The organism is Fervidicoccus sp., assembly GCF_049967375.1.
Lineage (GTDB): Archaea > Thermoproteota > Thermoprotei_A > Sulfolobales > Fervidicoccaceae > Fervidicoccus > Fervidicoccus fontis.
Genome location: NZ_JBMFSV010000001.1, coordinates 82,426 through 106,879 on the forward strand (window position 1 = coordinate 82,426; position 24,454 = coordinate 106,879).

Genomic DNA, 24,454 nt, shown 5'->3' on the forward strand with positions numbered 1-24,454 from the left:
AAAAAACTAAATCTGCTTTACGGAACCCTCATAAGATCCCCTGTCGCTGATTACTACGTAGTCTATTGATCCTCCTGACATCGCATCCCTTCTTACTCCCTGCTTCACAGCCCTTATTGCGAGGTCAATAGCAGTCTTTTCATCTATATTCTGTTGATATAGCTCCTCTAAAACACCTATTGCAACCGGACCGCCCGTTCCAATTGCCATATATTCATCTTCAAGCACTGAACCTGCAGGATCTAAAACTACCAATGTTGGCTTTTTATCATCAATCCCGGCTAGAATGAATTCTCCATAAAGCGGAAACCCCCTATAAGAATAAAGTATATTCGAAAGCAACTTTGCTGCGCTCTTTGTAGACATTTTGCTTTTTATTTCTGTTTCGTAATACCTTATTTCCTCCCTGAAAATTCGAATTATGTTCTGCGTATCTCCCATCAAGCCCGCAGTTCCAGCCCCAAGCCTCTCGTTAATTAAATATACCTTTTTTGCCTGGCTGCTCATTATAAAAGTTCCATAGGTCATCCTCTCTTCTCCTGCAATAACGGCGCCATTTGAGAATTTTAAACCGACTACCGTTGCCCCCTGAAAAGTTTCAACCATTTAAATGCACCTTATATAATATTTTTAACGCTATATGTTATTATCATTTCACATTATACCAACTAAAATAATTTTTGTATTGTTTAACGTGATATTTTACATTATGAATTCAAAAAAATTAGTTGCGCCCGGTTAGAAAAAAATAAAACTAATTCAGTATAATATTCTATTTGTTGGAAGGAGGTTTTAAAAATGAAGTCTTTTGCAAGAGTTTTAGTTATGGGCTACGGAGTCATAGGGAAAAGAGTTGCTGATGCAGTTGTTCTCCAGGACGACATGAAGCTTGTCGGAGTTGGTGATGTTTCTTCGGATTGGAGGATAAAACTCGCGCAAAAGAAGGGGATAAATGTTTACGCTGTTGGGAATGATGCGAAGGAGAAAATGGAAAAGTCAGGAATAAAGGTCGAGGATACTGTAGAGAGCTTACTAAAAAGTGGGGCCGTCGATATCGTAGTAGACGCCACTCCAAAGGATATTGGTGCTAGGAATAAAGAGACTCTTTATAAAAAGTATGGTGTCAATGCAATTTTTCAAGGAGGAGAAAAGGCTGAGATTGTAGATGTGAGCTTTATTGCGCAGAGAAACTACAGAGAAGCATTAGGCAAGAAGTTTATAAGAGTTGTAAGTTGCAATACAACTGCAATAGGTAGAGTTATAGGAGGGCTCCATGAAAAAATTGGAATAAAAAAAGCGAGAGTTTCTATCATAAGAAGGGCCGTAGATGTTTGGGAGAGCCACAGCACTGGTATAATGAACACTGTGGTACCGGAATCAAGCATACCGAGCCACCATGGACCTGATGTTAAGACTGTTGTAAAGAACTTAAACATAGTAACAATGGCATTCAAGGGATCGCATAATCTCTTTCATATGCATTCCGGTTTCATTGAATTTAACAGACCTATCAGTAAGGATGAAGTATTGAATGTTCTTAATGCGGAGCCGAGGGTATCGCTGATCGCATATAAAGATGGTCTGATGGGGCTCAACAGCGTTTTTGAGCTTTCAAGGGATTTGAACAGACCAAGGGGGGACCTTTATGAGGTTCCTGTCTGGAGCGATCTGATGAAAGTAGAAGATAATGAGCTTTACCTTATATGGGCCACTGGAAACGAGAGCATAGTCGTTCCGGAAAGCATTGATGCTATTAGAGCGTCACTTGAAATAGAAGAAGAACCTGAGAAAAGCATACAGAAGACTGATAAGACACTTAACATAACTAAAAGTTTATATTAGAAAGGAAAAAAGGATCACGGAATATAATTGAGCCAGCAATGGATCGGTATTAAATACGATTTTAATGCTTTTTTCATTACTATTCAACTTAAATCTAAACATTATCTCTTTTGCTATATCCTCTTCTACCGTAGTGCTTAAAAGAATATTTCTTCTTTGTATGTCCTGCATTCCTATCGCTATATCACCCCTAAGCAACCTGCAGGCAATTCCCTTTTCCTGAAGGATATACATTAGATAAATTGCTCCCGGCTCCAGAGAAGGCGTATAGATTACGTCGCAAGATTCCCCAGAACTTTCAAGCTCTTTTATAGATTCTAAATATTCAGCATATCTTTCCGAAATAAATGAAAAGCCTTCCGACAAGCTTTCTAAATCTCTTTTTGCATTTGAAATTCTCATATCGCTTCTATTTGTCAGCTCTTTTGCGACCTCAATTCCCAATAAAGATGCAAGTATAGAGGAATACAGAATTTGGTTTTCCCTTGCATCTATCTCTATAGAATTCTCCTCATTTATCCATCTTGAAATTACCGGATCATCTCTATATGGTATGAGGAATAATGAGGGAACGAGCATAACTGAAGAAGAGCTTGCGAGTCTAGCAAACTGGTTTCTTTCTTTTAGGCTTGCCATAATATAAAAAATCTTGAATGTACTCTCTCTATAGGGAATTACGTTTAAATACAGCTCAGTAGACGGAACGAGCTCAAATCTTGCCTCCTGGGTTAAAACCCTCAAATAGTTGAAAAAAATTGTTGCAGGAATTACCCCATATCCAGAATATGAGATGATTATATTGCCTTCTTTTAAAAAATCAAAAACCCTGTTGAAAATTTCCTTCGATTTTTTTACCGCATCATTCAAAATGCTTATCGTTTCTTTTTCATCAAAATTTACAGAAGCGCCGTGTTTAGACTCCTGCAACAGCTACATCCTCCGTTTTCTTCTGGATTTTCGGGAAGCTCCGGTATTAAGTTATATAAAATCTCTCTGGCTTTTTTAACATTTTCTGACATAACTCTTTCAACCTCATCAGCAGTAACTGGTCTTTCCGCCCAGACATCGTAGTCTGTTATCATTGCTAGTGTTGCATAGCACAGCTCCATTTCGCATGCTAGGTTTACCTCTGGCACTAATGTCATTCCAACTATATCTGCTTTAAATACTTCTTTCCATATCCTGCTCTCAGCAAAAGTACTGAATCTCGGTCCCTCAATACATACATATGTGCCTTTAGTATGTATATTTATATTAAGTTTTCTTGCGGTTTCTACTACTTTTCTTCTAAGCGACTCGCAAAAGGGATAAGCCATGCTTACATGAGCAACTCTAGGTCCGTCGAAGAATGTATATTCCCTACTCTTTGTAAAATCGATAAATTGATCCGGTACTATAAAATCTCCAGGCTTCACATCTGTTCTTAAACTCCCAACGGCACTAACGCTCAGAACCCACTTTGCACCAAGCTGCTTTATTGCCCAAATATTTGCCCTATAATTTATCTTGTGAGGCGGTATTCTATGACCCTTTCCATGCCTTGGAAGGAAAGCTACTTTTTTGCCTTTCAGAGTGCCTATTGTAAAGGCATCGCTCGGAGCTCCATAGGGGGTATTGATCAATAATTCCTTTGCATCTTCTAAAAATTCCGCAGAATAAAGCCCGCTACCGCCTATAATGGCAATATCTGCCTTTTCCTTAATTTTTGAAGAAGTTTTATTTAACCAGTTTTCCAAGTATAACACCTCTTTTTTTATTTTTTATAACTCAACTATATTAATAATTAAATTTAGGGTATCACATTGCTTAAAGAAGCTAAATTTTTAATTAAAAAACTGAAAATGCAAATGTTAAATTACCAATTTTTCGCGAAAAATATGCCGAAATTAAAATATAACATCTGTTGTTATTGTTTTATGGTGATTTTTAATGGTGAAGATCCCGATAAAGCTGGTAACATGGAGCGAAGTTGAAAGTTGGTCAAGAGACCTTGCAAGAAAAATTATTGATTCTGGATACCAGCCGGATGTGATAATTGCAATAGCTAGAGGAGGGGTTGTCACTGCGAGAATTTTATGTGATTATTTAGGAGTTCTTGATCTTTTGTCCATAAAAATTGAACATTGGATAGAAACTGCGGCTCATACCGAAAACGCAACTGTCAAATATTCATTTAATACGGACCTTTCATCAAAGAGAGTCTTGCTAGTTGATGATATATGCGACACAGGTAAAAGCATAGTCGTTGCTAAAGAGCACATTACAGAAAAAAGTAGACCTTTAGAAATAAAAACTGCTACGATGCAATATATAAGCAGCGTCGCAAAGTATAAGCCTGATTATTACATAGATGATGTAAAGGACTGGATATGGTATTTGTATCCGTGGAACTACATGGAAGATTCTATAAATTTAGTGAAAAAGATCCTTCAGTCAGATCCTTTCAGAAAGTGGAGCGTTGATGAAATATCAAAAGGATTTAAAGAAGCATATGGCATTGACCCGCCTATAGAGCTGAACCAGGTAATTGAAGAGGGAATAAGAAGAGGTATATTTTATCACGAAAACGGAGAAGTCAAAATTAAGAAACAATATACAATTTAGGCAATATATGTTATTTTATTCATCTTCAAAACTTCTTTACTTCGTTCTTTTAATAATCACTGTAAATTTAAAACTTGATGAAGCAAAGATAAACTCGAGTCGGTAGAAATGAACGAAAAAGCTTTGAATTACGAGGTTTCTATATTTAAATATTTAGCAGAAAAAGGAGAGGCAAGTATAGATGAATTATCAGATGTTTTCAGCCTTCCTCCAAGCAATATTATTGAAAAGATAAAAAAGCTAAATGAGATTGGGCTATTTATAAATTCGGAAGACAACAAATTCAAAATTCCTTCAAGTTCTGATTTCAGCTTAATTGCTCTATATTTAAAGAGGATGAATACATTTATAAATTATAATGTGATTTTTTATGAAGAATGCGATGGCTCTCAGGAAATTGCGGAAGAAATTGCGAAGAATGGAGCTGAAGAGGGCAATTTAGTATTGTGCGAAGAGATAAAAAATGCCAGGGGCAGGTTTGGAAGAAAATGGCATGCACCAAAAGGCGGTATTTGGTTTTCTTTAATTTTAAGACCTCCGTCTCTTGAATGGATAAATTTAATTTCTCTAGCAATGGGAGCCTCTGTATCTATTGCTATTGAAGACGTTTTGAATATTAAATCAGGGCTTAAATGGCCGAATGATGTTTTGATTAATGAGAAAAAAATCTGCGGAATTCTCAGTGAAGCTAAAATTACAGATGATAGGCTTGATTATGTAATTGTGGGAGTTGGGCTTAATGCAAATAATGAATTGCCAAACGAGCTTAAAGCTCAAGCTATTAGCCTTAAGCAGATATACGGACGCAATATTCCAGCGCTTCCTCTCCTTGGTAGGATTTTGTATCTGTTCGGCTGGGAGTATAAAAAAATAATTGAAGGCAGAGTTGAAGCTATAATAAGCGATTGGAAGCTACGCTCGTTGACCATAGGGAGAAAAGTTCGAATAGAAAATCGTGATGAAATCGTATATGGAACGGCTGTAGATATTGACACTGATGGTTCGCTCGTTGTAAATTTAGAAAATGGGAAAATAGGAAAATTTTATGCTGGAGACGTTTTTCATTTGAGGTTTTGAAAAAATGAGGCTGAAATCTTTGTCTTTAAGGGGGAATAAAAATGCTGTAGTTTTTCTATCGATGATAAGTATTAAAACGATACATGTATTGAATAAAGAATTGTCCCAAAGAAATAGATGAGAGATTAGCAATCCAGAAACGATCCAGAAGTGGATCTCTGATCGTTCTTACTGCCATGCATATGAAATATGTAAAAACCGAATAGACACATGAAATTTATGAATCGCTCTAAAGGACTTATTCCTGATGAGAAGAAATCAGAGATATTTAAGGCTCTTTATACTATAAAAATATTGTAGCGTAAAAATAGTGTAGAAAATGAACAACATTTATAGTATAGTAAAAAAAGCTCTTTTGTCGAAGGAAAAGAAAGAATATGTCTTCTATGCTCTTGACAGAAAAAAGTCAACCTTAAGAGAAATTAGAGGAAATGAGATAACCGATGTAAATGAGTTCGGATTTCTTATCCTTCTTGATGGCTCGCAAATTCCTATTCACAGGATCAGAAAAATAACCTTTAAGGGTGAAGTCATTCTAGAGAGAAAGGGGTGAGATTTTGTCTTTTGCTGGTGCTTTCCTTACATCTAATGAAAAAGCGGGGCTTTTCCACTATTCTATAAGTCAAAGGGTCGTGGAAATATTGATTGACGACTATGAGGAAACGGAGAAAGGAAGAAATTTGCCCTGGAGCATGTTTAGCAAAATTAAAGATGAGCTAACAAGTGAAGAGGTAGGAAATTTGGCAAGAAGGTATAACCCGAGGCTTATCATGTTCAATGGAAGCAATCCTTTAAAACATGAATGGATCTTAAGATCTATTGAACTTATTAAAAAAATGAATATAGATGTTGGAATAAGCTATTCCTGCCATAAAATCGATGAGAATTTTAGCAGTTCTACAGCAGGCTATTATGCGCCTAAAATCTTCAATGCAAGTATTATATATAAAAACATAGAAAAAATCGAAAGGTGCATAGAATTTTCAAATCTAAAGAAAGAAGCCACAGAGTTGCAAGTTTTTCTCGAAAATAAAGGTGATAAAGCTATTGTTGATCTTCTGCTAGATCACTTTAATGAATTTGAATTTCCCGTTCATATATACAACTGGATCGATGAAATGAGCAAAGAAGAAATTAATAAAATAATGAGTATCTCTCTAAATACATACTTTCATGACCACACGGGAAAATCTATCAATTATTTCGCCACGAGATGCCAAAAATGCAGAAATGTTGTAGTTACCAGGCATGAAGAAAACCTCATGAAAAACAACCTTAATGGGGAGAATTGCCCTTTCTGTGGTTATAAAATACTATATAAGTCGCCTCTGAAAAAATATAACATAAGTAAAACTTTTGTGAGCAAGAAGGTCGAAATAAATTGGTTGATGAATATAGAACTCCCTTAAATAATTCTCAAAATTTAAGAGTTGCAAAGTTTTGGGATCAGGTAGAAGGAAAAGAGAAAACTGTAAAATGCAAGCTTTGCAAGAGGTATTGCGAAATACCTAATAATAGCTATGGAGCATGCGGTGTAAGAAAGAATATAGATGGAAAGCTTTATACATTAGTCTACGGTCTTCTTACAGCTGTTGCTATTGATCCAATAGAGAAGAAGCCCTTGTTTCACTTTAAACCAGGCTCCTCGGTTCTTTCAATTTCTACCGTTGGGTGTAACTTCTTCTGTCAATTTTGTCAGAACTGGGAAATAAGCCAGTCGAGGTTGGAGGAAGGACTTTACGGAAACTATTACGAACCTGAAGAAATAGTTAATATAGCATTATCAAATAGGGCAGATGGAATTTCATATACTTATAATGAGCCTACAGTATTTTATGAATATATGTATGATGTCGCAAAAATAGCCAAGCAGAAGGCGCTCTTCAATACAATGGTTACAAATGGATATATAAGCGAATATGCTTTAGAGGAGATTTCTCCGTATATGGATGCAGCAACTGTTGATTTTAAGGGCAGCGGAAATAAAGAGTTTTATCAGAAATATATGGGAGTGCCAGATCCCTCACCTATTTTTGACACCTTAACTCTCATGAAAGAGAAGAAAATTCACATTGAAATAACTGATCTCGTAGTTCCCAAAATCGGTGATAGAGAAGAAGATATTGATAAGCTTACAAAGTGGATCGTGGAAAACCTCGGCGATGAGACACCTTTCCATATATTAAGATTTTATCCCCAATACAAGCTGAATTATCTGCCTATAACCCCTGTAAAGACTTTAGAAAAATTTGCAGAAATAGCTAAAAATAATGGACTAAAATATGTATACATAGGCAATGTTCCCGGACACGGGCTTGAAAATACATACTGCCCATCATGCGGAAAAGTTCTTATTGAGAGGGAAGGTTTTTATATAGGAAAAATAAATCTCACAGAAGACGGGAGATGCAAATACTGCGGATATAAGACAAACATAATATTATAATCAACTGGTGGGAAATGATGGAATGCAAATATGTTGTTTTTATGGGTCCTGCTGGAAGCGGGAAAACAACATTAACTGCGACTTTTTCTGACTGGCTTTCTTCTCAAGGAATAGACAATGTAAAGGTTAATTTAGATCCCGCAGTAGAATACCTTCCTTATGATCCAGATATTGATGTTAGAAACTATGTAGACGCCAGAGAGGTAGCAAAGAAGTATTCTTTAGGACCTAATGGCGCTCTGCTTGCTAGCATGGATCTCCTTTATGGAAAGCTTGAAGATATAAAGAAAGAACTTATGGAAATTGAAGGTGAGTATGTGCTCATTGATATGCCTGGTCAGCTCGAACTTTTCAGCTTTAGGAGTACAGGTCCTCTAATTGTAGATAGACTCTCTTCCAAAAATCGGACAGCTGTAGTTTTTTTAATGGATGCAAATTTTACAGCTTCAGTTGAAAACTTTCTCTCAATACTCATGCTTAGTCACAGCATAAGAATCAGGCATTATTTCCCTCAAATAAATGCAATATCCAAGATCGATCTCCTCTCTCCGGAGCTATTGGAAGAATTATTGACTTTAAAGGAGTCTCCTGAATTATTAAAAGAAAAAGTCATAGATAAGGGAGATCCGAAATATCATGACTATATCAACAGTATTGCTGACTTTCTTATCGAGGAAGGCATTGATTTTATACCTGTTTCAAGCACAACTGGAGAGGGGTTAGATGAACTCTTCGCCTCAATTCAAAACCTTATTTCCAATTTAGATGAAATAGAAACAAATCTCTAATTTTTTATTTTCGTTTGCTGAAGGCAAAATACTAACTTTCTGAACAACATTTTTTTATTAAGGAATAAAACTTAGCCATTTTATCTTCTGAAACTCTGTTGAGGAGGATCTTCACATTTTTAGAATTTACTATATTTCCGTGAGGTCTCAAGCCTCCGGACATGTTATATGGAATGTGCAGAAATTCATGAATTAAGACTCCAGTAATTTCTCTTTCATTCAAAGATTTTATTTTGTTACACAAAAATTCTATGGTATATAAAGGTGGAAGGACGTGTCCTATTTGGATAGCTTTTGATAGACCGTATATCCTTGCATACGCATTTGATTTTGCTCCATGCGAAACGACAAATGCAATGTTGTTAAAATTTATTTTTAAATCAGAATCCAAAGCAATCCCTTTTGCAACTTCTCTGATCTCATAGCATCTTTTGTATTTTATCATTACGCTCACATCTTAATTTATTATAATAAAAAATTTAATGGAGGTAATTTCTTTTTTATTAAATGGAAAAATTATATGAAAATCACTTTGTGATAATTGGCTGGTGAAATTAATATTGATAAACTTTCGCAATAATTTGGAAGCCTTCTTTGAAGATAAAAAAACACTTTTGGACAAAAAGATCAGCGAGTTATTGGAAGAGCATGTAGAAGCCAATGCCATTGATGTATCCAAATATATAGTAGAAGGCGGGAAAAGGCTTAGAGGTCTCCTAACTCTCTTCATTACTGATGTTTTAGTAAATGACTACAACAGAGCGGTGAGGGCAGCTGTTGCATTGGAATTGGTGCACTCTTGCAGCTTAGCAATTGATGACATAATCGATCAGGATGTAAAAAGAAGAGGTAGGCCTTCGGTATGGGTTGCTAAAGGAATTTCTAAAACAGTTCTTGTAAGCAACTTATTAATACCTATTGCAATTAAGGAAGTTTCTTATTTGGGAACTTCAGCTGTAAAGAAGGTAATAGAGACGTGGCTGAAGGTGACTATGGGGGAAATCTATGATGTTTTCGATGAAAGTTCTTCTTATCTGAAAACTATCGAATATAAAACCTCAAGTCTGTTTCAGCTTAGTCTTGACTTAGCCGCAATAGCTTCAAATAGAGAAGATCTTATAAATGTATTTGAAAGATACGGTTTATATCTGGGTTATCTGTACCAGATTAGCGATGACTTGGTTGATGCTAAGAAATATATTGAAAATAAAAATGAAGAAAAGCCTTTATTTTTAATAAAGATGCTAAATTGGCTTGGTGCCAGCAATTTGATCTCATGGGAAGAACTTAAACTAATGGTTTTTAAGAAATTAAATGAATTTTATAACTCAGCTATTACCGCTATAAATGGTATTAATGATAAAGACCTGACGCTTATACTGAAAGAGTTACCAATCTATATTGTCGACAAGATTTTGGAAGAGGGAAACTTGAAATGGAATTTAGTAGAATAAATATAATAGGTGCGGGTCCAGCAGGAGCTAGCCTTGCATTTTTTCTCTCTTCCCTAGGCTATAGCAATATTACAGTTTATGAATCATCAAAAATCCTCGGGAGCAAACCGTGCGGAATGGCTGTACCAGCTTCAATTAAAGATTTGATAAAACTTGAAAATGAGCACATAATTAATGAAATTAAAGGATATAGATTGTTTATTGATGGAAAATTGCTTCATGAAGATATCTCAGGAACGCATTGGGGATATATAATAAATAAGCAAAAATTTCTTGAAGATCTTGTTAGTGACGTGGAAGTTAAAAGAGAACATTTAAAAATAAACTTAGATGAGCTTAGTAAAAGGAAAGATGATCTGTATGTAATAGCCGCGGGGATTTATTGGAACGGATCGCCAAAAGAAAGACTCAATGCTGTGGAAGCTACTGTAAACGTTTATAATTGGAATGAACCTTCCATTATTCAAATCTGGTTTGATACAAAATTAATGGGATATTACTGGGCATTTCCTCATTCAGAAAAGAAAGTAAACATAGGTGTAGGAGGATTTGAAGATTTTTTCAGTTTAAAGGCTAGGCTTATTAAGTTTATCAAGAAAATCGGTTCTGTTGAGAAAATGGAACCTGAAAAGATACTAGGAAGTCAGATTGTAAGCACAGGAATTGTTGATAGTATCCTTTTCCCCGCTGAAAATGTATTTGCAATTGGTGAAGGAGTCGGCAGTGTTCTCCCACTTACAGGTGAGGGGATAAGACCGTCAATTCAAATGGCGAAAATCTTTTCCGAAAATATTAGTAGTAAGGAATTATTCATTCAAAATCTTAAAAGTTCCACTCTTTACAAAACGAGCAAGATACAAAGAAAAATACTTTCTATTTTAAAACAAATGCCCCCATTTTTGAGGAACAAAATAATGAGGAGTATCCCAAAAGACATAATGATAAAGATCGGATTAGGAAGCTACAGTGAAAATGATGTCAACAAGCTAAAATTGATATTAAAAACATTTCAAGTCTGAGTTCTTTTGCTTTAACACTATCGGAGTTTTAAAAAGTGGAAATCTCTTTCATGAAAACAGAATAGTTTAAAATCTAAATAAAAAGAATCAGTGAGAGAGCTCATCATCATTGTTTTGTTCTCAGACGGTTTGCTTTCCATCATCTTCACGTTATTAAATTAAAATACTTAAACTCGCTAGATTAAAAAATTAACTTATTTATTTCGCAATTAAAGTGGTTTTATATGAATAATATGAATTACATAAGGGTGGGTGAAAAATTTAAATTCAAATGCACTAGATGCACGCTATGCTGTGGCACTGGTCCTAATGTTTCAATAACGGTATTTGATGTAATAAGGATGTCAAAGTATCTCGATGTAAACCCAATTCAATTTCTTAAAATCTTCACCAATGTTATAATTGCTGACTTAATTCCAGTAATAGCCTTAAAAGGAGATATTGCAGGAAGGTGCGAATTTCTTGGTTTTGATAGTAATGGAAAGACCTTCTGTAAAATTTATAAGTACAGACCGCTTAAATGTAGGCTTTATCCTGTCAAGCTCATTTCTCCAAAAAGCAACCACGTTTATTTAGATACTGATTGCCCTGGACTGTATGCTGAAGATGCAGAGTTCATTGACTTTCCGGTGGATATATACAAAAGAAATGCGTATGAGGTTGAATGGCAATATAAAAAGCTCTATGAGAAGATCTTTAATGAAGGGAAGGAACCGCTCAATGCTCTTTTAGAATTAATAGAGGAGCTCTATGAGGAGGCAAAAAACAAAAACCCGTCATGGCTGGAAATATGAGCTATTTCATTCTATTTTTCCAAGCTTTCAACTGACCTCCCCCCACCCTAAAGGGCGAGGCTTTCAGTTGTAAACTATTTGATCAGTGAAGTAGCAAATGTATTGTTCGTATTTAAAACATATTTACCTCCATCGTTTAGAACTATAATTTTTTCTTTCTTAAATTTATAAACCGTCTTTCTGATCTTTTCTTCACTAGCTAATCCTTTTAGCAATTCGTGAAGTTCTTTTATAGTAAATCCTTTGCAGTTATTTTTAAAGAGCTCCAAAATAATGTTCTCAAGCTTATCCACATGTGGGGCTAACATAACCACTAGGTCTTTGTCTTCATATATTACATCTAAACTATTTTCAACTATTTCCTTTTCGGCATTCATTCTAATACATCCCTCACAATATTCAATTAAAGATTAGAAAACTATATAAGAGAAAAGCTAAGCTCTTTCTAGAGCTCCATTTTTTCTTTCAATTTATCAATGCAGAGTTCAGCAACCACCACAGGATATTTTACTCCGAACATTTCCAATATTCTTGGATGGACTTCTCCTATATAGCCAATTCTTTCTTTTTCTATAAATAATGATGCGCTTCTCCCCTTAATTAAGAAGCTTTTTTCCTCTCTCTTCGAAATTGGCTTTAGCTTCAGAATTTCTAGCAATGAATATATATGAGATTGCATCTCTTCAAAACTTGCTCCTTCATTCACAATTGCATATCCTGCTTTGTTTTCAGTAATTGGGATTCCACCGCTCGCATATCCACATTCTCCGATTTCGAATATCTTAATTGGAAGCTGGAGATGTTGACTTTCTTTAATCGCATAAAGTAACGAAGGTATAATTGAAGGTCTTATAATTTTCATTGTCTCTGTAACCGGATTTTTTACTCTGATTACTTCTTCATTTTCTCCTATAAATTCAGACGCGTCATCTCCTGATAGAATAAATCCGAGTATTTCTTGAAATCCTAATCCTGTGCTTACTTCTCTTATAATTTTTTCTACAACAGTTAAATCTGAAATTCTTCCATCCAGAGGTGTGTATTTGAAATCTAAGGGTATAGAATTATACCCGTAAGCCATTGCAATATCTTCTACTAAATCTACTTTATGCAGAATGTCCATTCTGTATTCTGGCACTATTACATTTATGCTATCTTCAGAAACAGAAGCAACTTTAAACCTCATTTTTTCTAAAAGCTCTGTTATGTCATTCAATGACAACTCGAAGCCTAAATTTTTAATTATATATTCTGTTTCGATCCGAATTTGCTTTCTTTCTAGCGTAGGGGTCAACACCTTTCTTTCCTCATTTCCGTTAGAATAAACAATTTCAACTTTTCCAATTATACTTCCATGGTTTTCATTCAAAACGCTTGTTATCAAATTAAGAGTGCTCGAAATGGTATAAAAATCGTTGCCAGTGATGTCAATTAAAAGATTTTTTGTGCCTGGCTCAATTCTAGTAATATCTGAGTTTATGACTGGAGGTAGGCTTATTATTTCATTACCAGAGTAGATTGCAGGATGACTGCCATTGTAAAGAGAAAGCTCCCCATAGCTTATTCCTTGCTCTGTTGATTTTAGAACTTCCCTTATCTCCATGTTTCTACCTATAAATAGAGGTCTCATTTTTTCATTGAGGCTGGCAAGCTTATAAGTTATTTTCCTATCAGGAATCTTATCTAAATCATGTATTCCAATAGCCATTTTCTTCCTTTTTCTTCCAACAGTTAAATGAAGCTTTTCCTGAAACTGGATTAGCTCTTTTATGTCTTCGTCATCGAGAGAAATTCCTCGAATTGTAGCTATTACAATCTGCGGTCTGCTTGGCACATATTCAGCTAAGACCTCTATATTATCTATTAAGGTATTTGGCTCGAAAAGCCCTTTTTTCTTTCCCAGTAAGCCTTTAATAGCCCTTCCCAAACCTTCACTTATATATAAATCAGGCCTATCGCTATTAACTTCGACTTCTAAAAGCTGATTGTCTATAGTTCTGCTTTCTGATTTCAAGTTGAAAAGAAGATTAGAAAGTTCTTCTTCTGAAAATTCTTTTTCTATGAATTTTGCCAACCTTTTTTTGTAAATTTGAAGCACGGGCATATTCTAAAGACACCTTTAGTAATTCAAATATTTAAGAGCATTTGAGTAGGAATTTCTCAGATTTTCTAAATTTCTGTCATAGAGCATTCTTATATCGCTTAGATTCAATAAAGCCATAGCAAGCCTGTCCAGGCCCATTCCCCAAGCACCAACAGGATGTTTTATATCGAAAATTTCAAGCACCTCTGGCCTGAACATTCCTGCACCAAAAACTTCGACATAGCCTAAGTTACCAATTTTCACGTAACCCTCTACACTAGGCTCAGTAAACGGGAAGTAAGCTGGCTTAAAAATAAGCTCCTCAAATCCCATTTTTTTAAAGAACAGCTTCAGCATTCCTAAAAACTTGCTGAATGACATGTCCTTCTCGGATATGATCGCATCAAATTGATAAAACTCAGGTAGATGCCTTGCATCTATAACATCCGGCCTGAAGACTTTCCCTATTGTAAAAAATCTAAACGGAGCCTCAGGACTTAAGCTTAAAGTCCTTCCCGAAACCACTGTAGTCTGCGTCCTAAGTATTAATCTTTTTGCCACCTCTTGATCCCACTTATATCTCCATCCGATGCTACCAGTTTTTCCGCCATATTCATGAACTTCTCTAGTCTTCTCGATCAGCTCCTTTCTAGCAAATATTTCCTTTACTTCTTTATCAATCCAAAAAGTATCGTGTATTTCTCTAGAAGGATGATCCTGAGCTTGAAATAGAACGTCAAAATTCCAAAATTCCTGTTCAATTATCGAACCGTAGACTTCTTTAAATCCAAGCTCTAAAAGTATCATTTTAATTTTCTCAATAAATTTGCTGTAAAAATGCTGAATACCGGGATAAACTTTAGGAGGCTCAGCCTCAACGTTATATTCTTTGAATTTTACTTCTCTCCATTTGCCGCTCACAATGATTGAAGAGGTTATTTTTGAGACGACCGATTCTCCTTTTTCAAGCACTTCCTTTATTTTCTTAGCTTCAGGCTTGATCTTTCTTTCCTTTAGAATTTTTTTCTCAATAAGACCTCTCTTTATTAAGATCTCTATTCTTTCTTTAAATCCTTCTACGCTCTCGCTTCTTTCTATTTTTAAAAGAATTTCTTTGTCTTTCTTCAGCTCTTCTACCTTTTCTGGAATTAACTTAACTTTACCATTTTTTATGTCTATTAAACCTCTCTTCTTCCCTGCAGCAAGCGCAATTGGGAGAATCTTTCTGTCTATGTTTTTCTCGAGCTCTTTCATATCTATTTCCTGTTTTTCTCTTAAAGCATCCAATAATGCTTCTTCCGGAAATCCCTTTTCGAGGACTTTTTTTCCTTCTTCCGTTAACTTATATTGTATCTTATAATTTACCTCCTCTCTCACCAAACCCTTAGATTTTAAAAGTTCAACTACAGCATTCGCTGTGGAGATAGGAATATTGCAACCGCTAGCTAATTCTTCTATACTGAAGACTTCATTTTTATCAGCTAAGAATTTTACAACCTTTTGCTCATTATCGCTTAATTCATACTTACTTTCCATCACAACCGCCAAAAGACATATATTTATATAAGTTTGAGATTTTTCAAACTTAACTGATAATTAATAAAAACCAATTTAAATAAATTTTCAGTTAACTTTTAGTCGGTGATTCCCTTGGAAAAAGGCATAGGAATAATAGGAGCAGGCTACATGGGACAGGCACATATAAGAGTTCTATCTGAAATTGCGAAGAAATATAGCTTAAAGATAACCTTTGTAGTGGAACCTGACATAAATAAAGGAATGGATATATCCGCTAAGTATCAGCTAAGATATTACCAAACACTATCCGAAGCAATAAAGAATGAGGAAAATTTTATAGCATTTGTTTCTTCGCCCACATCCACTCACTTAGACTACATTGATGAGCTTTTGTCTAATGGAATTGAATACATTTTTGTGGAAAAGCCGCTGGGAAGCGATATAAATAGAGCAAAAGAGATTTTTAAAAAATATGGAAGAAATGTGTTAGAAAAGGTAATGGTCGGTCATATAGAAAGGTTTAACCCTGCGTTTGTAGAGTTCAAAAAAATTGTAAAAGAGGAAAGTGTGCTAGGAGACCCCATAAGTATTACTTCGAGAAGAGTTGGGCCTTTTGCGGGCAGAATTAGAGATACTGGAGTAATATTAGATCTAGCAATTCATGACATAGACCTCTCTCTAAGTCTCTTTGATAATGAACCTAAAGGAATAGATTCTTACAAGTACAATGTTTATAGCAAGGAGTACGAAGACTCTTGCTTTATAATACTGAATTACGGAAAATTCCTCCACTTTATAGAGGCCAACAGAGTTACCCCATATAAGGAGAGGAAAGCTATATTTACAGGCACTAAAGGCATAGGTATAATAGATTATATGCAACAGTCATTAGAAGTATTTACTGGTCTATGGAAAATGGAAAGATCTGTTAACAAGAGAGAGCCTTTGGCTGTTGAAGACGAAGCATTCCTTAATGCTGTTATTAAAAAAGAAAAAGTCCCTGTGACTTTTGAAGATGGAATTAGAAGCCTAGAAATCGCATTAAAGGCTTTAGAAATAGCGAAAAATAACAATAAATAATTTTTAATAAAGTTAAGCTTATTTATTTGCACTGGCTTATTAATGATATTAGCCCGCTAGTCTCACGTCCTCAGAAACGCCATAAGGCGGATGAAGATGAAAGAGGAACGGTTAAGCGGGCAAAATTCTCAATCTAACAAATCTGAGTATATAGCTTTCTTAAGCTTTTTTCTATATTCTTTATCTCTGATCAGCTTTAAAGACATTGTCAAGAAAAGCTTTGGGGAAAAAATAGGAAATAGAATAAAATTTTGGTGTTCATCGTAATCTATTGCTTTGCTGGATATTATCGAATAATTTTTAGATATGAAGCTAATTGTTTCATCTAATAATTCCTGATTACTTGGATTATGAAATACTCTAGAAATCCTCTCCTGTTTTTTCAGCTCTCTAAGGACATTAAAAATATTGCTTTTTATTTTTTCAAACACGTCCTCACAATTTATTCGCGTTACGTCAAAGTTTAAAGCCTTACTTATGCCATATATACCACCACCACTAAGCGGCTTCGACATTCCGAGAGCATCTCCAATTGCTATGACTTTTTTTGGAAATGCTACAGCTTCAGGTAAAGATACATTTATGACTCCACCGTAGCTTTTTACAATTTTTATCCTATTATTCCCAAATAGTTCGTTCTCAAACTTATTAAGCGATAGCGGTATTTTTTTAGGGTCAAGAGACCCCAGTCCCAAAATGAATGTTCCTCTATTTAATGGAACTTTCCAGCTGAAAAATCCTGGAGAAAGATAATGATTAAAATAAACAGAAATATAATTTTCTTCTTTTATATTTCCCTCAATTTCAATAAGTCTGTTGATTCCTATTATTTGACTCGTTCTTTTATGCAAAAAAGGAGGAGGATTTTGCTGTATTGAGTTTCCCCAAGCTAACACTATATTATTAAAATCTTCAATTTTTTTCGTAGAAAAGTTGTAAAATCTGTCATGATCAACTAAAGCTACCTTTGTCTTTAAATAAACATTAACTCCTAATCCTTCAGCTATTTTTAACAGCTTTTTTTCCAAGCAAACTCTGTCAATACTGAATATTGGCTCATTTAGTTTTAATTTAATGCTTTCACCCTTTGAATTAAAAAAAGCGATCTCTGTAAATTCTTTTTTGATGCACTCATCTATTGGCGCATTCATCATCTTTAATGTCTTCTTGGAAACTATGCCTGTACAGTGCTCAGGGAGGCCCACTTCTGTATGCTCTTCATATAAATAAACATTGCAACCTGATTCGGAGAGTCTTATAGAAGTAAGGAGGCCTGATATGCCTCCACCTATTACACCTGTTTTCAAAAAATACACCTTTATGGAAAAACGTTTAAGCTCCTGTATATTGTAATTTTTCTTGATTCTTCTTCTAGCAAAAGCCAATCATCATAGCTCATCTTCCAATCTGCGGCACCAACATTTTCTATAACTTGTTCAGGATTCTTCGCTCCTGGAATTACTATCACATTATCATATGAAGTGAGGAGCCAGTTTAGCGATACTTGCGAGGGAGTTTTTCCGTATTTTTCTGCAATTCCTTTAACAAGATCTATTAGCGGCATAATATTTTTAAAGTTCTCAGGATAGAAGATGGGCTCATTCTGTCTTACATCAGAGAATTTAGGAAGATTTTCTGCTGTATATTTTCCGGAAAGGGCTCCTTTTGCGAGAGGACTCCATGCTATTATTGACATATCGTTTTGTAAAGCATGCGGTATTATTTCTTTTTCCGCATCCCTTTCAATCAAATTATATCTTACTTGATTGCTTACTACTTCTTCCCTAGAAAGGCAGAAGTTTGCCTCTTCAACTAATATTGAAGGAAAATTGCTAACACCGATATATCTCACCAAACCCTGAATTACCAATTTTTCCAAAGCCCTCATGTATTCGCATGTAGGTATATTATTCCAAAGAGGAGGAGAATGCACTTGAAGAAGGTCAATGCTCTCCTTTCTCAGTCTTCTTAAGCTTCCTCTTACAGCTCTCAATACGTCGTGATAGCCAAGCATCTCTCCGGGTATTTTAGTAGCTACAAATACTTTCTCTTTGAGATTGAGCTCCTCGAGAGCTCTCCCTACGAAATCTTCACTCTTCCCTCTTCCATATGCTATTGCAGTATCAATCATGTTTATCCCATTGTCAACTGCCGTACTGATAATCTTTTTTATCATCTCATAATCCAACAGTCCCCAAGATTCACTGAACTGCCAAGCTCCTAAACTTACAGCACTTATTTTTTCTTCTGTTGAACCTAAAGATCTGTATTCCATTTTTTCACCTTAAACATTATTTAATCTTCTTTCTAAAAAATTTATTTAAAAGTTCGAATAATAACCAATTAAACATAAAAAAATAAAAATGGTGTTATTTAATGAAAACTCCTTGGAAAAAACCTTTTCCACCCAGATGCCTTACAATTGCCGGAAGTGATAGCGGAGGAGGAGCTGGGATACAAGCAGATCTCAAGACTTTTACAGTTCATGGAGTATATGGAATGGTTGCAATAACAAGCATTACAGCACAGAATACAAAAGAAGTAAGAGCTATTTATGATGTTTCTCCTGAAGTAGTTGCATCACAGATAGAAGCAGTTTCGGATGATATAGGAGTAGATGCGGCTAAAACAGGAATGCTAAGCAACAAGGAAATAATCCATGCAGTTTCCAGCATTTTAAAAAAATACGACTTTCCTCTCGTTATCGATCCTGTTATGGTCGCTAAAAGCGGAGCTAAATTGCTGAAGGATGATGCTATTGAAGCGTTGAAAAATGAGCTTTTACCGAGGGCGAAAATTGTTACTCCAAATAGAATGGAAGCTGAAATTCTTTCCAATGAAAAAATACAAACTATTGATGATGCTATAAAAGCCGCAAAAAAGATAAAAAAAGAATATGTTCCTGAAGCCGTTGTCGTGAAGGGAGGTCATATTTCAGAAGATAGTAAATATGCTGTTGACGTCTTGTACGTTGAAGACCACGCAATTCTACTAGAAGGTGAGAGGGTTAATGGATGTACTCATGGGACAGGTTGTAGCTTTAGTGCTTCTATAGCTGCTAATTTAGCCTGGGGATACGATATTATTGAAGCTGTAAAAAATGCGAAAGAATTCATTACTCATTCAATAAAAACTGGCATTAATTACGGAAGTGGACATTGCCCTGTAAATTCTTCATCTTGGATATACATTCCTGCAGAGAAGTTCAATATAATAAAAAATCTTGAGCAAGCAGTAAGTCTTTTAGTAGATAATAGTGAGGAATTCGTTAAGTATTACCCGGAAGTTGGCATTAATTTAGCAATGAGCCTTCCTTCATGGTACGTAAAAGATGAAAATGATGTAGCAGGGATTCCTGGGAGAATAATAAGAATTGGAAAGAAGCTAGAGGCGTGTTATAAGCCTGAATTTGGAGCTTCGAAGCATGTAGCAAAAAGCATTATAGCAATTCAGAAGCACGACCCCTCAATTAGAGCAGCTATGAATTTAGTATATGATGAGAGTTTCTTAGAAAATGCCGAAAGGCTTGGATACATCATTTCAGGATTTGACAGAAAGTTTGAACCTGAAGATGTCAAGAAAACTGAAGGAGCCACCACACCATGGGGCATTGATTTTGCAATCAAAAAAATTGGGAAGGTGCCTGATATCATATATGATGTAGGAGAGCCTGGAAAAGAAGCATTAGTCTTCATATTTGGACAAAGCGCTAAGGATGTAGTAGAAAAAGCGCTTAGGATTATAAGAAGTAATTAATAAGAGAAAAACATATTTTATTTTCTCACTTTATATAATAATAAGGTGGTTTCTTTTGAACAACTGTTTAAAGATTTTTTACCATGGACATTCATGCTTTGAAGTAAAAACTGGTTCAAATTCAATTTTATTTGATCCTCATCCAGGAGAAAGCATAGGGCTAAAGCCCATTGAAACAAAAGCAGACATCGTTTTAATAACGCACGAACATTTTGATCACAACGCAAAAGAAAATGTAGTTAAAGAAAACACACAAGTACTTTCGTCATATTTTGGAGAAAAAAGACTAAATGCTAATGCAGAAGAAATCTTCGTTAAAGGTTTTAAACTTCCACATGATAATCAAGGAGGAAGGAAAAGAGGTTTCGTTGCTGCATATCTTGTAAAGATAAGGAATTTCAAATTGCTTCATCTTGGAGATTTAGGAAGCGATATTTCCAATGAATTGCTAAATGAAGTTAAAAAAGAAAGGATTGACTTTCTATTTATCCCTGTGGGAGGATACTACACAATAGGTCCTCAAGAGGCATGGGAGATTTCAAAAAAAATAAACCCGGTATATATAGTTCCTATGCATTATTGGAGAAAGAATATGAATTTGCCAATAAGTCCTCTAAGTGATTTTCTGAAATTTGTCAATGTTAAAAGAACTGAAACTACAAATCCATTTGAATATTGCAAAGACATAGAGAAAATTGAAAGAGAAATGGAAGTACTTTTATTTAAAGAATACTACTAATTCTTTAATCTTCAATTATTTTTATTCTCGGTTTTTTAACCGCAGACTCTTTTTCCGCTTTCGAGAGATACATTATTATAGCTTTTCGTATTATATCGCTTCTATTTGTACCGCTTTCCTGCGCAAGCATGTCTATTCTTTCCAGCAATTCTTCATCTAGCTTAAATGTAATAATTTTCATCGTCATTTTTTACCCCTATAAATAAGTAATGTCTACAATGTTTTATTTAATTATTTGATCGAGTATTACCTTATTAGTAATTAAATAAAAAGACTAATGGCAATACTATATATACTTGTATTTCAGTATTTTTCTTGGAAGGGAAAGACTATGCCAACAGTTCATCTTTCTATCTCAGATAAGCTGTATGATGAGCTCAGAGAGATAGCTGAAGAATATGGCATCCAAATAACAGACCTAATTAAAGTATTTATTAAAAATAATTTAAAAGCAGCAAGACGGGGTACTTTATCTCCAGATAATGAGGATACTGAAAAATTGGAAGAATTGGAAGAAAAGATTGAACAAATTTCAAGCCAAATAATTCAACTTAATAAGTTTACAGAAAGACAGTTAAAAATACAAAACTCTATGATCAAAGCTTTGGAAGAAAAAGTTTCTAACTTAGAGCTTATAATTGATGAGCTGGAAGAAAAAATGGATAATGAAAAACCTTACGTTGAACCTGAAATCATGAAATAAACTTGTTAAGTTCGCTGATAGTAAATCAACTTTTAGCTGAAATTGAGCTCGGTAGTAGAAAAAATTATAAAAGGGTTGAATACAATAATTAAAAACTGATACCGCAAGCCTTGTTAAAAGGCTTCCCCCCGTAGCTCAGCGGTAGAGCGGCCGGCTGTAGTGAGACGGCCTCCGAATTAAGGAGGAAGATCTGCCGAAACCGGCAGGTCCCGGGTTCGATGCCCGGCGGGGGGACTCTTCCCCCCAGTCAGCCTTTGAAAATTTCTTAAAAATTGAAAAGCTTTTAAACTATACTTGATTTGGGAAAGCATAAACTTAACTAATAACTATTCTAAAAAATGCAAAATGGTGATTTTTTTGAGCGATGTGGCTATTAAGGCAGAGGATGTATGGAAGATTTATAATCAGAATCACACTGACGAAGTTATTGCCTTAAGAGGTTTGAATTTAGAAATAAAAAAAGGAACGATCACAACTCTTTTAGGAAAGAATGGGGCTGGAAAGACTACATTTTTAAGAATTATTGCAACGCAGTTAATTCCTACAAAAGGAAATATTAGCGTTTTAGGATATGATGTGATTAAAGATGTTTGGAAAATAAGAGAAAAAATAGCTGTAATACCTCAGGACGCTAAACCTCTACTTTTCCCTTCTCCATTGGAGTTCATAAGCTCTTTTCTGGTAATGAGGGGGTATTCATTTTCTGATGCTAGAAAAAGAGCAAAGGAAACGCTCAGCGAATTAGAAATTCCTGAAGAATATTGGAATAGAGCTGCTTGGGATTTAAGCGGTGGATATCAAAGGAGACTTCTTCTAGCCGCAGTAATGGCAAGTGACTCTGAACTAATATTACTCGATGAGCCTAGCGTAGGATTAGACCCTATTTCAAGGATGGAGCTTTGGGGAAAAATAACTCTGTTGAAAAAAATGGGAAAAACTGTTCTTCTCACAACGCATTATATGGAAGAGGCAGAAATGCTCAGCGATCATGTAATTATAATCGACAAAGGAAAGAAGATTTTAGAGGGAAATCCTAAAGAGTTAATAAACAGTTTTAAATGGAAGCATAAGATTGAAGTTCTTGACGAATGCGATATAAGCTTAATGAAGAAAATGGGTGTACTATTCGGTTCAAGACCTCCTTTTGTCATTTATCTAAACTCTTCCATTGATTCTGTTTTAGAAGAACTAAATTCAAATGGCTGCAGGGCTTCTGCTTCTCTAACAACACTTGAGGATGTATTTCTGTATGCTGTAGGTGAGGAAAAATGGAGCATAATAAAAGAAGAATAATATTGCAACTTAGAGGAGCTATATCTCTGGGTTGGCTAAACGGTGTTGTAGCTGCAAGGAGAAACCCGCTTTGGATAATAAGTAATTTGATACCTCCTATTACATTCCTTATACTAATGAAGATATATGCAAGGCCGGAGATGGTGGAATACGCACTGATTGGAGGTTTTATAATGATCATCGCATCAAATGCGATAGGACTTATGGGGGATACCGTTTTTTATAAGAGGGAAGTTAAATTCCAGGATATGATAGTAGCAAGCCCTATGACGCCTGTGGCATATATGTTCGGTCTTGTGCTTAGTGGAGCTTTCTTCTCTATACCTGGCATAACGTTATTTTTAATATTAATGGCTTATTATCATCTGCTCTCTTTCGTAGCTTTTGGAGTAATAATACTTTCTAGCATTTTATCTCTAGTAGCACTTTCTGGACTAGCATTCACATTAGCAACTTTCGTCAAAGAGCCAAGATTCGTATGGCCTCTCTCTGGAATTTTGTCCTTTTTAATCTCTGTACTTCCTCCCGTTTACTATCCTTGGATCCTGTTAAACAAGTGGCTTGCAGTTATCTCCATGTTTATTCCTTCTAGTTCTGCTGCCGCTTTATTTCAAAAACACTTGAGATTGACTTCATCGTTGCCCATGAATGAATTATTTATATGGATAATTTTAATAGTAGAATCCTTACTATTATTAGAGGTTGCCATGAAGCTCAGTAATTGGAGAGAATCGTGAGGTGTTCGAAAATAACAATAAAGGTATTTTTTGATGGATTATATGTAAAAAAAGACGAGGAAGATATAGGTACTTATGCTTTTGTAATATATAGGAACAAAGAGAAAATTTATGAGGAGATGGGTAAAGTTAGCAGAAAAGAAGGAAGGGTTACGAATAATGCTGCGGAATATATAGCTTTAGAAAAAGCACTTAGATGGATTATTGAAAGAGGACTTAATGATGAGAAAGTTATAATTTTGGGAGATTCTCAACTAGTTATAAGACAATTAAATGGGGAATATAAGATAAAAAGCGAAAATCTTTATCCTTTGTTCTTGCAAATTAAAAACTTGCTTAATAAATTTAAAGATGTTGAAATTTCATGGATACCAAGAGAAGAAAATCAGGAAGCCGATTTTCTGACAAAAAAGGCTTTAAGTCTAAAGTAAAAATAAAAATAATCTTTAAAAATTTTAAACCCTTCTACAAACTTATTTGCCTCGACAAACTGTTTTGAGTTTCATAAAAGTTTATATTTT

27 protein-coding genes and 1 tRNA gene are annotated in these 24,454 nt (G+C 35.0%); 18 read left to right on the forward strand and 10 right to left on the reverse strand.

Annotation, left to right across the window (positions count from 1 at the left end; all coding sequences use genetic code 11):
* Nucleotides 1-6 precede the first annotated feature (6 nt).
* Nucleotides 7-606, reverse strand: a complete 600-nt coding sequence (locus ACP5SL_RS00425) for a proteasome subunit beta (RefSeq protein WP_193803497.1) — start codon at nt 604-606, stop codon at nt 7-9.
* A 192-nt stretch (nt 607-798) separates the two neighbouring features.
* Between ACP5SL_RS00425 and ACP5SL_RS00430 the strand changes: the two genes are divergently transcribed.
* Entirely contained in the window at nt 799-1,842 is a 1,044-nt protein-coding gene (locus ACP5SL_RS00430) for a type II glyceraldehyde-3-phosphate dehydrogenase (protein WP_193803498.1), read from the forward strand.
* Here the strand turns inward: ACP5SL_RS00430 and ACP5SL_RS00435 are convergent.
* Nucleotides 1,834-2,769, reverse strand: coding sequence for a hypothetical protein (locus ACP5SL_RS00435; RefSeq protein WP_428228009.1), 936 nt, complete (start codon nt 2,767-2,769; stop codon nt 1,834-1,836). The two genes, ACP5SL_RS00430 and ACP5SL_RS00435, sit on opposite strands and share 9 nt — an antisense overlap.
* The gene (locus ACP5SL_RS00440) at nt 2,739-3,578 is read right to left on the reverse strand and encodes an S-methyl-5'-thioadenosine phosphorylase (RefSeq protein ID WP_014557384.1); all 840 of its coding nucleotides are present in this window, start codon (nt 3,576-3,578) and stop codon (nt 2,739-2,741) included. Before ACP5SL_RS00440 ends, ACP5SL_RS00435 begins: the two co-directional genes overlap by 31 nt.
* A 193-nt stretch (nt 3,579-3,771) precedes the next feature.
* Between ACP5SL_RS00440 and ACP5SL_RS00445 the strand changes: the two genes are divergently transcribed.
* The 6 genes from ACP5SL_RS00445 to ACP5SL_RS00470 all read left to right on the forward strand — a co-directional run bounded on the left by ACP5SL_RS00445 (nt 3,772) and on the right by ACP5SL_RS00470 (nt 8,757).
* Nucleotides 3,772-4,446: a phosphoribosyltransferase gene (locus tag ACP5SL_RS00445; protein ID WP_014557385.1), complete on the forward strand. Its 675-nt coding sequence runs from the start codon at nt 3,772-3,774 to the stop codon at nt 4,444-4,446.
* 108 nt (nt 4,447-4,554) lie between these two features.
* The gene (locus ACP5SL_RS00450; protein ID WP_428228010.1) at nt 4,555-5,523 is read left to right on the forward strand and encodes a biotin--[acetyl-CoA-carboxylase] ligase; all 969 of its coding nucleotides are present in this window, start codon (nt 4,555-4,557) and stop codon (nt 5,521-5,523) included.
* 319 nt (nt 5,524-5,842) lie between these two features.
* The gene (locus tag ACP5SL_RS00455; protein WP_193803499.1) at nt 5,843-6,076 is read left to right on the forward strand and encodes a DUF504 domain-containing protein; all 234 of its coding nucleotides are present in this window, start codon (nt 5,843-5,845) and stop codon (nt 6,074-6,076) included.
* Nucleotides 6,077-6,080: 4 nt separating this feature from the next.
* Nucleotides 6,081-6,932, forward strand: a complete 852-nt coding sequence (locus tag ACP5SL_RS00460) for a hypothetical protein (RefSeq protein WP_428228011.1) — start codon at nt 6,081-6,083, stop codon at nt 6,930-6,932.
* Nucleotides 6,905-7,969, forward strand: a complete 1,065-nt coding sequence (gene amrS, locus ACP5SL_RS00465; RefSeq protein WP_193803500.1) for an AmmeMemoRadiSam system radical SAM enzyme — start codon at nt 6,905-6,907, stop codon at nt 7,967-7,969. The genes ACP5SL_RS00460 and amrS overlap by 28 nt, the downstream gene beginning before the upstream one ends.
* A gap of 17 nt (nt 7,970-7,986) precedes the next feature.
* Nucleotides 7,987-8,757 (forward strand): ATP/GTP-binding protein, encoded by a 771-nt coding sequence (locus ACP5SL_RS00470; protein ID WP_014557390.1) that lies wholly within the window; start codon nt 7,987-7,989, stop codon nt 8,755-8,757.
* Between the two features lie 31 nt (nt 8,758-8,788).
* On the opposite strand, the gene ACP5SL_RS00475 is transcribed toward ACP5SL_RS00470, so the two are convergent.
* Nucleotides 8,789-9,202, reverse strand: coding sequence for a putative metallopeptidase (locus ACP5SL_RS00475; protein ID WP_014557391.1), 414 nt, complete (start codon nt 9,200-9,202; stop codon nt 8,789-8,791).
* A gap of 115 nt (nt 9,203-9,317) precedes the next feature.
* Here ACP5SL_RS00475 and ACP5SL_RS00480 point away from each other — a divergent pair, with 115 nt between their 5' ends.
* The 3 genes from ACP5SL_RS00480 to ACP5SL_RS00490 all read left to right on the forward strand — a co-directional run bounded on the left by ACP5SL_RS00480 (nt 9,318) and on the right by ACP5SL_RS00490 (nt 12,024).
* Nucleotides 9,318-10,211 (forward strand): polyprenyl synthetase family protein, encoded by an 894-nt coding sequence (locus ACP5SL_RS00480; protein ID WP_428228012.1) that lies wholly within the window; start codon nt 9,318-9,320, stop codon nt 10,209-10,211.
* Complete coding sequence (locus tag ACP5SL_RS00485) at nt 10,193-11,230, forward strand: hypothetical protein (protein WP_428228013.1); 1,038 nt, start codon at nt 10,193-10,195, stop codon at nt 11,228-11,230. Before ACP5SL_RS00480 ends, ACP5SL_RS00485 begins: the two co-directional genes overlap by 19 nt.
* A 224-nt stretch (nt 11,231-11,454) precedes the next feature.
* Complete coding sequence (locus ACP5SL_RS00490; RefSeq protein ID WP_148683476.1) at nt 11,455-12,024, forward strand: YkgJ family cysteine cluster protein; 570 nt, start codon at nt 11,455-11,457, stop codon at nt 12,022-12,024.
* Between the two features lie 74 nt (nt 12,025-12,098).
* On the opposite strand, the gene ACP5SL_RS00495 is transcribed toward ACP5SL_RS00490, so the two are convergent.
* The 3 genes from ACP5SL_RS00495 to ACP5SL_RS00505 all read right to left on the reverse strand — a co-directional run bounded on the left by ACP5SL_RS00495 (nt 12,099) and on the right by ACP5SL_RS00505 (nt 15,643).
* Entirely contained in the window at nt 12,099-12,401 is a 303-nt protein-coding gene (locus ACP5SL_RS00495; protein ID WP_014557395.1) for a hypothetical protein, read from the reverse strand.
* Nucleotides 12,402-12,469: 68 nt separating this feature from the next.
* Nucleotides 12,470-14,128 (reverse strand): phenylalanine--tRNA ligase subunit beta, encoded by a 1,659-nt coding sequence (gene pheT, locus ACP5SL_RS00500; protein WP_193803504.1) that lies wholly within the window; start codon nt 14,126-14,128, stop codon nt 12,470-12,472.
* A gap of 15 nt (nt 14,129-14,143) precedes the next feature.
* A complete protein-coding gene (locus ACP5SL_RS00505; RefSeq protein WP_014557397.1) occupies nt 14,144-15,643 on the reverse strand; it encodes a phenylalanine--tRNA ligase subunit alpha in 1,500 nt (499 codons plus the stop codon).
* Between the two features lie 114 nt (nt 15,644-15,757).
* Between ACP5SL_RS00505 and ACP5SL_RS00510 the strand changes: the two genes are divergently transcribed.
* Nucleotides 15,758-16,705 carry a Gfo/Idh/MocA family protein gene (locus ACP5SL_RS00510; protein WP_148683477.1) on the forward strand — a complete coding sequence of 316 codons (948 nt, stop codon included), beginning with the start codon at nt 15,758-15,760 and terminating at the stop codon, nt 16,703-16,705.
* A 128-nt stretch (nt 16,706-16,833) separates the two neighbouring features.
* Here ACP5SL_RS00510 and ACP5SL_RS00515 read toward each other — a convergent pair whose 3' ends face one another.
* Both ACP5SL_RS00515 and ACP5SL_RS00520 read right to left on the reverse strand, forming a co-directional pair.
* Nucleotides 16,834-18,012, reverse strand: a complete 1,179-nt coding sequence (locus tag ACP5SL_RS00515; protein WP_272985521.1) for an NAD(P)-binding protein — start codon at nt 18,010-18,012, stop codon at nt 16,834-16,836.
* Between the two features lie 11 nt (nt 18,013-18,023).
* Nucleotides 18,024-18,980 carry an aldo/keto reductase gene (locus ACP5SL_RS00520; RefSeq protein WP_272985520.1) on the reverse strand — a complete coding sequence of 319 codons (957 nt, stop codon included), beginning with the start codon at nt 18,978-18,980 and terminating at the stop codon, nt 18,024-18,026.
* Nucleotides 18,981-19,081: 101 nt separating this feature from the next.
* Here ACP5SL_RS00520 and ACP5SL_RS00525 point away from each other — a divergent pair, with 101 nt between their 5' ends.
* Both ACP5SL_RS00525 and ACP5SL_RS00530 read left to right on the forward strand, forming a co-directional pair.
* Entirely contained in the window at nt 19,082-20,461 is a 1,380-nt protein-coding gene (locus ACP5SL_RS00525) for a bifunctional hydroxymethylpyrimidine kinase/phosphomethylpyrimidine kinase (RefSeq protein WP_193803508.1), read from the forward strand.
* Between the two features lie 55 nt (nt 20,462-20,516).
* Nucleotides 20,517-21,200, forward strand: coding sequence for an MBL fold metallo-hydrolase (locus ACP5SL_RS00530; protein ID WP_193803509.1), 684 nt, complete (start codon nt 20,517-20,519; stop codon nt 21,198-21,200).
* A 4-nt stretch (nt 21,201-21,204) separates the two neighbouring features.
* On the opposite strand, the gene ACP5SL_RS00535 is transcribed toward ACP5SL_RS00530, so the two are convergent.
* Entirely contained in the window at nt 21,205-21,387 is a 183-nt protein-coding gene (locus tag ACP5SL_RS00535; protein WP_169311376.1) for a CopG family ribbon-helix-helix protein, read from the reverse strand.
* 144 nt (nt 21,388-21,531) lie between these two features.
* Between ACP5SL_RS00535 and ACP5SL_RS00540 the strand changes: the two genes are divergently transcribed.
* The 5 genes from ACP5SL_RS00540 to rnhA all read left to right on the forward strand — a co-directional run bounded on the left by ACP5SL_RS00540 (nt 21,532) and on the right by rnhA (nt 24,364).
* Nucleotides 21,532-21,903 carry a hypothetical protein gene (locus ACP5SL_RS00540; RefSeq protein WP_428228014.1) on the forward strand — a complete coding sequence of 124 codons (372 nt, stop codon included), beginning with the start codon at nt 21,532-21,534 and terminating at the stop codon, nt 21,901-21,903.
* Between the two features lie 124 nt (nt 21,904-22,027).
* Nucleotides 22,028-22,137: transfer RNA gene (locus tag ACP5SL_RS00545), tRNA-Tyr, on the forward strand.
* Between the two features lie 132 nt (nt 22,138-22,269).
* Nucleotides 22,270-23,196, forward strand: a complete 927-nt coding sequence (locus ACP5SL_RS00550; protein WP_428228021.1) for an ABC transporter ATP-binding protein — start codon at nt 22,270-22,272, stop codon at nt 23,194-23,196.
* The gene (locus tag ACP5SL_RS00555) at nt 23,172-23,933 is read left to right on the forward strand and encodes an ABC transporter permease (RefSeq protein WP_428228015.1); all 762 of its coding nucleotides are present in this window, start codon (nt 23,172-23,174) and stop codon (nt 23,931-23,933) included. Before ACP5SL_RS00550 ends, ACP5SL_RS00555 begins: the two co-directional genes overlap by 25 nt.
* Nucleotides 23,930-24,364, forward strand: a complete 435-nt coding sequence (gene rnhA / locus ACP5SL_RS00560; RefSeq protein ID WP_428228016.1) for a ribonuclease HI — start codon at nt 23,930-23,932, stop codon at nt 24,362-24,364. The genes ACP5SL_RS00555 and rnhA overlap by 4 nt, the downstream gene beginning before the upstream one ends.
* The last annotated feature ends 90 nt before the right edge of the window (nt 24,365-24,454 follow it).